Origin of the sequence: Mycobacterium sp. THU-M104, from assembly GCF_049197365.1 — a bacterium.
Lineage (GTDB): Bacteria > Actinomycetota > Actinomycetes > Mycobacteriales > Mycobacteriaceae > Mycobacterium.
Genome location: NZ_JBMIOP010000260.1, coordinates 17,358 through 27,897, shown reverse-complemented (window position 1 = coordinate 27,897; position 10,540 = coordinate 17,358). Strand labels below are relative to the sequence as shown.

Genomic DNA, 10,540 nt, shown 5'->3' with positions numbered 1-10,540 from the left:
GATGCAGAGCGCAGCGATGAGAAGGAATGGCGCCGATGACCCGCGCCGATGACGATGCAGAGCGCAGCGATGAGAAGGAATGGCGCCGATGACCACTGTGCTGATCGTGGAGGACGAGGAGTCGCTGGCCGATCCGCTGGCCTTCCTGCTGCGCAAGGAGGGTTTTGAGGCCACCGTGGTGACCGACGGGCCCGCCGCACTCGCCGAGTTCGACCGAACCGGCGCCGACATCGTGCTGCTCGATCTGATGTTGCCCGGCATGTCCGGCACCGACGTGTGCAAGCAGTTGCGCGCGCGATCCGGCGTCCCGGTGATCATGGTGACCGCACGCGATAGCGAGATCGACAAGGTGGTCGGTCTGGAACTCGGTGCCGACGACTACGTCACCAAGCCCTATTCGGCTCGTGAACTGATCGCCCGCATCCGCGCGGTGCTGCGGCGCGGCGGCGACGAGGATGCCGAGATCGGCGACGGCGTGCTCGAGTCCGGGCCGGTGCGCATGGACGTCGAGCGGCACGTCGTCTCGGTCAACGGTGACACGATCACGTTGCCACTCAAGGAGTTCGACCTTCTCGAGTACCTGATGCGCAACAGCGGGCGGGTGCTGACCCGCGGGCAGCTGATCGACCGGGTCTGGGGCGCGGACTACGTGGGCGACACCAAGACGCTCGACGTCCACGTCAAGCGCTTGCGGTCCAAGATCGAAGCCGACCCGGCCAACCCGGTACACCTGGTGACGGTGCGGGGGCTGGGCTACAAGCTCGAGGGCTAGCCCAGGTCTGGCCCGGCTGGGCCGCCGGCGGGGAACTGTTCGTGTCGAAAACCGGCAACGACTTTGCGGTCGCGGATTGTGACAGCCGTGCTACCGCCCAACCACAATGGCGCATGGCCGACTGAGTGCCGAAGCTCAACGATGAAGTCGGGGATCGGCGTTCACCCAGTGTGCGTCGAGGGCTTTGAGCGTGCACCCAGGGCGGCTTCCACCGGCGTGTCGCCGCCCAGGATTCACCCCCCGACGCCCAGGTTTCACACTCGATCAGCGGGCGGCCACGACCTCGTCGGCCACGGCCTGCGCCAGGGCCATGATCGACACCTGTGGGTTCACCTCCGGGCGGCGCCACGGCCCGCAGTCAAGGGCGGTGCGCGGAGACGAATAGGTTCGGCATGAGATCTTTGGCCGTGTGGTTGCGGCCGTACCGGGTCAGCCAGTCGTCCAGGGGCGTGGTTGTCGCCACCCAGCCGTGGTCGGTCAGCCAGGAGCCGACGTCGGTGCGTTCCTGCGGGTACCAGAGCTCCTCGACGTCGACGACGTCGTTGTTGACAAGCCGGGCCGCGGCCGCACGCAGGCGATCCATCTGGTCGCGCTGGCGTGCCAGCCACTCGGGATCGAACGCCTCGGCGCCGACGGCATTGGTGGCCACTCGGCTGCCGGGAGCGCTGAGTGCGTGGACGCGTTCGAACAACAGGTCCTGCGCCGACGCCGTCAGATACCGAAGCAGTCCCTCAGCCGACCAGCATGTCGGCCGATCCGGGTCGAAACCGGCATCGCGGAGCGCCTGAGGCCAGTTCTGGCGCAGGTCTACCGGTACACGCACCAGCGTCGCACCCGGTCGGGCGCCGTGGCGGGACAGCGTGCGGGTCTTGAAGTCCAGCACCTGCGGTTGGTCCACCTCGTAGACGGTGATCCCGTCCGGCCACGGCAGCCGCCAGACCCGTGAATCCAGACCCGAGGCCAGGATCACCATCTGTCTGACCCCGGCGTGTGCGGCGGCCATGAAGAACTGGTCGAAGAACGCCGTCCGCACAGCCATGAAGTCCACCATCGCCTGCAGCTGAGCCCGTACGTCGGCGTCGTCGGGCAACGTCGGCTGGGCGAACAGGCTCCAGATTCCCGCGCCGGCCTCGTCGAGGAAGAGCCGCGCATAGGGATCGCTGATCAGTGGGTTTTCGCTTTCGCTCTCCACCGCCCGTGCCGCGGCGACCTCCAACGCCGTGGCGCCCACGCTTTCGGTGATGTTCCAGGTGTCATCGTCGGTTCTGGGCACGCTCATCGCCTCCCTTGGGATCGCATCAGGTTCGGATCGCGGTGTAGTAGTTACTCCCGGCGAACGGCGATGATGCCGTACCCGGGGCCATGCCGTTGTCGGCGAGCAACCGGCTCAGGGGCGTCGTGACCGTCTGCCAGCCCTGCTGAGCCAGGTATGTCGCGACGTCGTGACGTTGGCCGGCGTAAACCAGGTCGGAGGGCTCGACGTCGAAGCCTTGATCGCCCCATCGTTTCCGGAGCGGCTGCATCACGTCACGGCTCGGCGGCACGAAGATCTCCGCGGCCAGCCGGCTGCCGGCGGCGCTGAGCGTGCTGATGTTGTCCAGCAACCGATCCTGGGCATCCGGCGGCAGGAACGGCAGCAGGCCTTCGGCGATCCACGCGGTTCGCCGCTGGGGTTCGAACCCGGCCTCACGCAGCGCGGCGGGCCAGTCCAGCCGCAGGTCGATCGGCACCGCCCGCAGGTCGGCAGTCGGCGCAGCGTTCATCTCGGCGAGCGTGGCGTTCTTGAAGGCGATGACTTGCGGCTGGTCGATCTCGAACACGGTGGTTCCCGTCGGCCAGGACAGTCGATAGCTGCGGGCGTCGAGCCCGGCGGCGACTATCACCGCTTGATGGATCCCCGCTGCTGTCGCATCGAGAAAAAACTCGTCGAAATAGCGGGTGCGGACTGCCATGAGGTCGACAAACCACTGAAGAACCTGCCGGCACTCGTCGTCGGAGACGTCGAGTTCCCCACCAACCCAACGCGTGAAGAATTCGATTCCCACGGCGCGGACCAGCGGCTCGGCAAACGCGTCGTCGACGAGCGGGCGATCAGTCTGGCCGGCAACCGCCCGCGCAGCGGCAACCAGTGTCGCGGTCGCGCCCACGCTGGTGGCCAGATCCCAGGTGTCGTCGTCTCGGCGTCGCCCTGTTCCCATATCACCCATCATTGCACCCTGGAGCCATGCACCCCCCTTCCGGCCGACGCGGGCGCCGAGGCTCACCAGCTGCCGCCAGTTGTCACCGAATTGTCGTGCAGCAGAACTCAAATGACGCTGTCGCCGAGCCGGGTGGCCGGATGCACCGCGACGAGCCCCAATGTGCTGCGCCGCGTGCACATCGCCGCGAGTTCCGCGTAGGCCTTGGCGCCCAGCAGTTCGGTGAGTTCGTCGGCCAGGCTCTCCCACACTGCAGTGGCGCCGACATGGGCACCGGGATCGCCGGTGCAGTACCAGTGCAGATCGGCGCCGCCGGAGCCCCAGCCGCGGCGGTCGTATTCGGTGACCCAGGTCTTGAGGATCTCGGTGCCGTCGGGCCGCGTCACCCATTCCTGGCTGTGCCGGATCGGCAGCTGCCAGCAGACGTCGGGCTTCATCGTCAGCGGCGCGACACCCAGCTTGAGGGCTTTGCTGTGCAGCGCGCAACCCGCGCCGGCAGGAAAGCCGGGCCGGTTCAAGAAGATGCACGCATCCTTGTGTCTGCGGGTTCGGTACTGCGGTTGGCCCTCGTGCTCGTCGAGTTCGAGGTATCCCTTGCGGCCCAGGCCCTTGTCGCGGAACTGCCAGTCGTCGTCGGTCAGCGTGGTCACCGCGTCGTCCAGTCGGGCGCGGTCGTCGTCGTCGGACAGGAACGCGCCGTGCGAGCAACATCCGTCGTCCGGGCGTCCCGCCACCGTGCCGCGGCAGGCCGGGGTTCCGAACACGCACGTCCAGCGCGACAGCAGCCAGGTCAGATCGGCCGCGATCAGGTGCTCGGCGTTGTCGGGGTCGTAGAACTCCACCCATTCACGGGCGAAGTCCAAATCGACTTCCTGCCCGGGGCGGGCGTCCGAGTTCGGCACGGACCCCACGGTAGACCACGATTCGGGCCCGTCGCCCTGCCGACACCCGGACCCCGGCGGCCGTGAATTGCGGGATCCGGGCGGGTCGACCAACGCTGCTCATGCCGCCCGGCCGGAGCTGATTGCCTGTCTCCTCCGCGGACCGCTACGCGGTCCGCATCGTCGCCCCGCTAGGTTGATTGCGTGCGATTGGGCGTGCTCGACGTGGGTAGCAACACGGTCCATCTGTTGGTTGTCGATGCCCACCGGGGCGGTCATCCGACTCCGATGAGTTCGACGAAGGCCACGTTGCGGCTCGCCGAGGCGACGGACAGCTCGGGCAAGATCACCAAGCGCGGCGCGGAGAAGCTGATCTCCACGATCGAGGAGTTCGCCAAGATCGCCGACAGCTCGGGCTGCGCGGAGCTGATGGCCTTCGCCACGTCGGCGGTGCGGGATGCCGAGAACTCCGAGGACGTGCTCGCCCGGGTGCGCAAGGAGGCGGGCGTCGAACTAGAGGTGCTGCGCGGAGTCGACGAGTCGCGGCTGACCTTCCTGGCGGTGCGCCGCTGGTACGGCTGGAGCGCGGGCCGCATCATCAACCTCGACATCGGCGGCGGTTCGCTGGAGTTGTCCAGCGGCGTCGACGAAGAGCCCGAGGTCGCCATGTCGCTGCCGCTGGGCGCCGGGCGGTTGACCCGGGAGTGGCTGCCCGACGACCCGCCGGGCCGCCGCCGGGTGTCGATGCTGCGCGACTGGCTGGATTCCGAGCTGGCCGATGCCGGCGTCGCAGTCCTGGAAGCGGGCGCTCCGGATCTGGCGGTGGCGACGTCGAAGACGTTTCGCTCGTTGGCGCGGCTCACCGGGGCGGCACCCTCGGCGGCCGGGCCGCGGGTCAAGAGGACGCTCACCGCCAACGGCCTCAGACAACTCATATCTTTCATCTCTAGGATGACGACCGCTGACCGCGCGGAGTTGGAAGGGGTGAGCGCCGAACGAGCACCACAGATCGTGGCGGGTGCCCTGGTGGCGGAGGCGAGCATGCGAGCGCTGTCGATCGAAACGGTGGATATCTGCCCGTGGGCCCTGCGAGAGGGACTCATCTTGCGCAAACTCGACAGTGAAGCCGACGGAACGGCTCTCGTCGAGACCGCGGTGCGCGATGCTGGAGACCGGGTGGGGGATCGGAAGGCGAACCGATCGAGAGGCAACAAAGCATGAGTGGACCACACTCCGAGACCGAGGGCCCCAGCACTCGGCCCATCTCGGTGGCCGAATTGCTGGCCAAGAACGGGACGATCGGCGCCCCCGCGGTCACCCGGCGCCGTCGCCGTCGGCGTGGCGACAGCGACACGGTCACGGTCGCGGAGTTGACCGGTGACATCCCGGTCATCCGCGACGACCACGAACAACCCGGACGCGAAGCTGACGGTAACCCCGCGGCGGCAGCCCCCGAGTCCCCCTCCGCGCGGGAAGGCGAACTCGCCACCGGAGACCAGCACGATAAGGCCTACTGGTCGGAGCCCGAGCCGCGCTGGCCAAAGTCACCGCCGCAGCCCGCGCCCGTCTCGGGGCCCGAGCGCAGCGCCTATCCGCGGCCTGTCCGCCAAGCCGACGAACCCGACACCGGGCAGCAATCCGGGGCCGAGGAGATGAGTCCCGACCCGGTCGGCGAGTACGCCGGCATGCCCGTCGACGTCATGGACACCGAGGTGCGCGACGCCGAACTGGACGACGAAGACTCCGCGTTCGTGCGTTCCTACCTGCACGATTCGACCCTGTTCGGGGGGCAGACGCTCGCCGACGAACTCGCCCGCCAGCGCCGCGGGACCGGCGCGGGGGAAAGCGGCGCAGATCGCGACCTCGGCCGCGCCGACGTCGCCGCCGAGGAGCGCCCGAACGAGGCCGGGGTACCGGGTAGGCTCGAGGCGCTGTGGCGCGGCAGCGTGGTCGTCGTGCAGTCGATCCTGGCGGTCGCGTTCGGGGCCGCGTTGTTCATTGCCTTCGACCAGCTGTGGCGGTGGAACAGCATCGTCGCGCTGGTGCTCTCGGTCCTGGTCATTCTCGGGCTGGTGGCCGGCGTCCGGGTGGTTCGCAAAACCGAGGACATCGCGAGCACGCTGATCGCGGTCGTGGTGGGGGCGCTGATCACGCTGGGGCCGTTGGCGCTGTCGTTGCAGTCGAGCTAGATACCACCGGACCTACGCGGAACCACAAGGACTGTGCGCCCAGCGATCAAAGTCGGTCTGTCAACGGCCTCGGTGTATCCCTTGCGGGCCGAGGCCGCGTTCGAGTACGCGGCCAGGCTCGGTTATGACGGGGTCGAGCTGATGGTGTGGAGCGAGTCGGTCAGCCAGGACATCGACGCCGTCCGGAAGCTTTCTCGGCGCTATCGCGTACCCGTGTTGTCCGTGCACGCGCCCTGCCTGCTGATCTCGCAGCGCGTGTGGGGTGCCAACCCGATCCCCAAGCTGGCGCGCAGCGTGCGGGCCGCCGAGCAGCTCGGCGCCCAGACCGTCGTCGTGCATCCGCCGTTCCGCTGGCAGCGGCGCTACGCCGAGGGATTCAGTGACCAGGTCGCGGCACTGGAGGCGTCGAGCGACGTCCTGATCGCCGTCGAGAACATGTTCCCGTTCCGGGCGGACCGTTTCTTCGGGGCCGGCCAGTCGCTCGAGCGGATGCGCAGGCGCGGCGGTGGTCCCGGACCCGCGATTTCGGCGTTCGCGCCCTCCTACGACCCGCTGGACGGCAACCATGCGCATTACACGCTGGATCTGTCCCACACCGCCACCGCAGGCACCGACGCACTGAACATGGCGCAGCGGATGGGTGCGGGCCTGGTTCACCTGCACCTCTGCGACGGCAACGGGTTACCCGCCGACGAGCACCTGGTCCCCGGACGCGGCACCCAACCGACCGCCGAAGTCTGCCAGATGCTGGCCGCCGGCCACTTCGCCGGCCACGTGGTGCTGGAGGTCTCCACCTCGTCGGCGCGCTCGATCAGCGACCGCGAAAGCCTGCTCGCCGAATCGTTGCATTTCGCTCGTACCCATCTGTTGCGCTGAAACCCCAGGAGATCATGAACGCGCTTTTCACCACCGCAATGACCCTGCGGGAGGCCGGTCCCGGCGTATTCGAAGGCGAGCTGGACAAGCGCTGGGCGATCGGCCCCAAGGTGCACGGCGGCGCGATGCTGGCGCTGTGCGCCAACGCCGCGCGCATTGCGTGCCAGGCACAGGCGCCCGGGGGCGAACCGGTCTTGCAGCCGGTTGCGGTGTCCGCGAGCTTCCTGTGGGCACCCGATCCGGGGCAGATGCGACTGGTCACTTCGATTCGCAAGCGGGGCCGCCGGATCAGCGTTGTGGACGTCGAGCTCACCCAGGGCGATCGCACCGCTGTGCACGCGGTGGTCAACCTCGGCGAGCCGGAGCACTACCCGCCGGGCGGCGGGGTGGCGCCGCTGTTGTCGGCCAATCCGATCACCGACCTCATGGCGCCCGAACCCCCCGAGGACGTCGCGCCGATCGGCCCAGGCCACCCGCTGGCCGGCCTGGTGCACCTGGGCGAGGGCTGCGACGTGCGGCCGCTGCTTTCGACAATGCGGCCCAGCGCCGACGGGCGCCCGCCGGTGATCCAGATGTGGGCGCGTCCCCGCGGCGTGGCTCCGGACGCGCTGTTCGCGCTCATGTGCGGGGACCTGTCGGCACCGGTCACCTTCGCGGTGGACCGCACCGGCTGGGCGCCCACCATCCAGCTCACCGCGTTCCTGCGCAGCCTGCCCGCCGACGGCTGGCTGCGAATCATCGCCACCTGCACCGAGATCGGTCACGACTGGTTTGACGAGGACCACGTCGTCGTGGACAGCCTGGGCCGGCTGGTGGTGCAGTCGCGGCAACTGGCGCTGGTCCCTGCCGCCGGCTAGGACCCGGTGTCTGCGATGCTGTCCGGCATGGCAAGGATCGCGATCATCGGCGGCGGCAGCATCGGCGAGGCATTGCTGTCGGGTCTGCTGCGTGCCGGCCGGCAGGTCAAAGACCTGGTGGTGGCCGAGCGGATCCCCGAACGCGCCACATACCTCGCGGATAACTATTCGGTGCTGACCACGTCGGTGACCGAGGCGGTGGAGAACGCGACTGTCGTCGTCGTCGCGGTGAAGCCCGCCGACGTCGCATCGTTGACGGGGGAGCTGGCCCGGGTGGCTGTCGCGGCCGAGAACGACACTGCCGACCAGGTGTTCGTCACCGTTGCGGCGGGCATCACCGTCACCTATCTCGAAGCCAGGCTGCCGGCCGGAACGCCGGTGGTACGGGCGATGCCGAACGCCGCGGCGTTGGTGGGCGCGGGCGTCACCGCGCTGGCGAAAGGCCGCTTCGTCACCCCGGGTCAGCTCGAGGAGGTCTCGAGGCTGTTCGAAGCCGTTGGCGAAGTACTGACCGTGGCCGAATCCCACATGGACGCGGTGACCGCGCTGTCCGGCTCGGGTCCGGCGTATTTCCTGTTGATGGTCGAGGCACTGGTGGACGCCGGCGTCGCGGCCGGCCTGACCCGCGAGGTGGCCACCGAGCTGACCGCGCAGACGATGGCCGGGTCCACGGCCATGCTGCGCGAAGCGCTGGACCAAGACCGGCGCCCGGGTGCGGGCGAGGGACTCGGCAAGCGGGTGGACGCCTCGGCGGCGCAGTTGCGGGCGACGGTGACGTCGCCCGACGGTACGACCGCGGCTGCGCTGCGCGAACTGGAGCGGGGCGGGCTGCGGGCCACCGTCGACGCGGCGGTTCAGGCCGCGAAAACGCGCTCTGAACAGCTACGAATTACATCAGAATAATTCGGGTTTTTCGAATTTATTGTCCCCCACCAGTACCAGTAACCCCATTAGTCCCGCTATTCTCCTTCTTGTATGCATGCGTGTGTGCCAGCGGAGGGGAAGCCGCTGGCATTGCGTGTGCCTGACACGATTGGGTTGTGATGACTTCAACGAACGGGCCATCTGCGCGAGATTCCGCCAGCAAGGCGCGGGATGCGAGTTCCGGCGATGGCCAGCAGGCCAGGACACAGTTCCTCACCGTCGCTGAGGTGGCGGCGCTGATGCGGGTCTCCAAGATGACGGTGTACCGGCTCGTGCACAACGGCGAATTGCCCGCGGTGCGCGTCGGGCGTTCCTTCCGGGTGCATGCCAAAGCCGTCCACGAGATGCTGGAGACGTCATACTTCGACGCCGGCTGAGCTGAGCCCGCGCGCCGCCGACGCGCGGCCCGGTGGCCGTCCGCACGCCGGGCGGTCCCGGTTTGGTGTTCTCCGCGGGTGACTGGGTAAAGTGGCGAGGTCTTTTCAGTCCTTCACCAACCGGTCACGGGTCAGATAGCGGAGTTCATGGGTTCAGTAATCAAGAAGCGGCGCAAGCGTATGTCGAAGAAAAAGCACCGCAAGCTGCTGCGTCGTACCCGGGTGCAGCGCAGAAAACTCGGTAAGTAACCCCCCGCTGCGCGGGTTGCGCCGACGAAGGCCTTTACTCGGCCGTCACGCTTCCGTTCCGGTTCGCCGCTAGGCTGTCCGGGTGGATTTGCCGAGCGGAGACGGCCCCGGTGGCGCCGGAGAGGGGATCGTGCACTACCCGAAGGTGGTGCTGGTCACCGGTGCGTGCCGGTTCCTGGGCGGCTACCTGACGGCGAGGCTCGCGCAGAACCCGCTGATCAACAGCGTCATCGCGGTCGATGCGATGGCCCCCAGCAAGGACATGCTGCGTCGGATGGGACGCGCGGAGTTCGTTCGCGCAGACATTCGAAATCCCTTCATCGCCAAGGTGATTCGCAACGGCGACGTCGACACGGTGGTGCACGCGGCGGCGGCCTCCTACGTGCCGCGATCCGGGGGGGGCACCGCGTTGAAGGAACTCAACGTGATGGGAGCGATGCAACTGTTCGCCGCCTGCCAGAAGGCTCCCTCGGTGCGCCGGGTGGTGGTGAAATCCACCTCCGAGGTGTACGGGTCCAGCCCGCGCGATCCGGTGATGTTCACCGAGGACAGCAGCAGCCTCAGGCCGTTTCGCGCCGGTTTCGCCAAGGACAGCCTCGACATCGAGGGCTACGCGCGTGGCCTGGGGCGGCGCCGCCCCGACATTGCGGTGACGATTCTGCGGCTGGCCAACATGATCGGCCCGGCGATGGACACCACGCTGTCGCGGTACCTGGCCGGGCCGTTGGTGCCCACGATGTTCGGCCGCGACGCGCGCCTCCAGTTGCTGCACGAGCAGGACGCGCTGGGCGCGCTGGAGCGCGCGGCGATGGTTGGCAAGGCCGGCACGTTCAACGTCGGCGCCGACGGCATCATGATGCTGTCCCAGGCGATCCGGCGGGCCGGGCGGATCCCGCTGCCGGTGCCCGGTTTCGGCGTGTGGGCCCTGGATTCGCTGAGGCGGGCCAATCGCTACACCGAAATCTCCCGCGACCAGTTCGACTACCTGAGTTACGGCCGCGTGATGGACACGACCAGAATGCGCACCGAACTCGGCTTCCAGGCCAAATGGACCACCGCCGAGGCGTTCGACGACTACGTGCGCGGCCGCGGCCTGACTCCCATCATCGACCCTCATCGGGTACGCTCCTGGGAGGGTCGCGCCATTGCCTTAGCGCAGCGCTGGGGAAGCCGAAATCCAATGTCGTGGGGTGGGGTCAGGTAGATATCGTGGCGGG

At 68.3% G+C, this 10,540-nt stretch carries 12 protein-coding genes and 1 pseudogene; 9 read left to right on the top strand and 4 right to left on the bottom strand.

Going from position 1 to position 10,540, the window contains the following annotated elements:
- The first annotated feature begins 88 nt into the window (after positions 1–88).
- On the top strand, positions 89–772 hold the full coding sequence (gene regX, locus ACOJVU_RS19115; protein WP_421531203.1) for a two-component sensory transduction protein RegX: 684 nt from the start codon (positions 89–91) through the stop codon (positions 770–772).
- Between the two features lie 56 nt (positions 773–828).
- Here the strand turns inward: regX and ACOJVU_RS19110 are convergent.
- The 4 genes and pseudogenes from ACOJVU_RS19110 to ACOJVU_RS19095 form a co-directional block, all read right to left on the bottom strand.
- Positions 829–927 (bottom strand): annotated as a pseudogene (locus ACOJVU_RS19110) (ADP-ribose pyrophosphatase); the annotation flags it as partial.
- A 203-nt stretch (positions 928–1,130) separates the two neighbouring features.
- Positions 1,131–2,045, bottom strand: a complete 915-nt coding sequence (locus tag ACOJVU_RS19105; protein WP_421531210.1) for a class I SAM-dependent methyltransferase — start codon at positions 2,043–2,045, stop codon at positions 1,131–1,133.
- A gap of 25 nt (positions 2,046–2,070) precedes the next feature.
- Positions 2,071–2,970, bottom strand: coding sequence for a class I SAM-dependent methyltransferase (locus ACOJVU_RS19100; RefSeq protein WP_421531202.1), 900 nt, complete (start codon positions 2,968–2,970; stop codon positions 2,071–2,073).
- Positions 2,971–3,077: 107 nt separating this feature from the next.
- Entirely contained in the window at positions 3,078–3,881 is an 804-nt protein-coding gene (locus tag ACOJVU_RS19095; protein WP_421531201.1) for a hypothetical protein, read from the bottom strand.
- Positions 3,882–4,055: 174 nt separating this feature from the next.
- Here ACOJVU_RS19095 and ACOJVU_RS19090 point away from each other — a divergent pair, with 174 nt between their 5' ends.
- The 8 genes from ACOJVU_RS19090 to ACOJVU_RS19055 all read left to right on the top strand — a co-directional run bounded on the left by ACOJVU_RS19090 (position 4,056) and on the right by ACOJVU_RS19055 (position 10,527).
- The gene (locus tag ACOJVU_RS19090; protein WP_421531200.1) at positions 4,056–5,072 is read left to right on the top strand and encodes a hypothetical protein; all 1,017 of its coding nucleotides are present in this window, start codon (positions 4,056–4,058) and stop codon (positions 5,070–5,072) included.
- A complete protein-coding gene (locus ACOJVU_RS19085) occupies positions 5,069–6,040 on the top strand; it encodes a hypothetical protein (RefSeq protein WP_421531199.1) in 972 nt (323 codons plus the stop codon). Before ACOJVU_RS19090 ends, ACOJVU_RS19085 begins: the two co-directional genes overlap by 4 nt.
- A 33-nt stretch (positions 6,041–6,073) precedes the next feature.
- Positions 6,074–6,916 (top strand): sugar phosphate isomerase/epimerase family protein, encoded by an 843-nt coding sequence (locus tag ACOJVU_RS19080; RefSeq protein WP_421531198.1) that lies wholly within the window; start codon positions 6,074–6,076, stop codon positions 6,914–6,916.
- Positions 6,917–6,930: 14 nt separating this feature from the next.
- Positions 6,931–7,773, top strand: coding sequence for a thioesterase family protein (locus ACOJVU_RS19075; RefSeq protein WP_421531197.1), 843 nt, complete (start codon positions 6,931–6,933; stop codon positions 7,771–7,773).
- 27 nt (positions 7,774–7,800) lie between these two features.
- Complete coding sequence (gene proC / locus ACOJVU_RS19070) at positions 7,801–8,676, top strand: pyrroline-5-carboxylate reductase (RefSeq protein WP_421531196.1); 876 nt, start codon at positions 7,801–7,803, stop codon at positions 8,674–8,676.
- A 140-nt stretch (positions 8,677–8,816) separates the two neighbouring features.
- Positions 8,817–9,074 carry a cell division/environmental response transcriptional regulator gene (locus tag ACOJVU_RS19065; RefSeq protein ID WP_421531195.1) on the top strand — a complete coding sequence of 86 codons (258 nt, stop codon included), beginning with the start codon at positions 8,817–8,819 and terminating at the stop codon, positions 9,072–9,074.
- A 147-nt stretch (positions 9,075–9,221) separates the two neighbouring features.
- The gene (locus tag ACOJVU_RS19060) at positions 9,222–9,323 is read left to right on the top strand and encodes a 30S ribosomal protein bS22 (protein ID WP_003402602.1); all 102 of its coding nucleotides are present in this window, start codon (positions 9,222–9,224) and stop codon (positions 9,321–9,323) included.
- 88 nt (positions 9,324–9,411) lie between these two features.
- Positions 9,412–10,527 carry an SDR family oxidoreductase gene (locus ACOJVU_RS19055; protein ID WP_421531209.1) on the top strand — a complete coding sequence of 372 codons (1,116 nt, stop codon included), beginning with the start codon at positions 9,412–9,414 and terminating at the stop codon, positions 10,525–10,527.
- Positions 10,528–10,540: the final 13 nt, after the last annotated feature.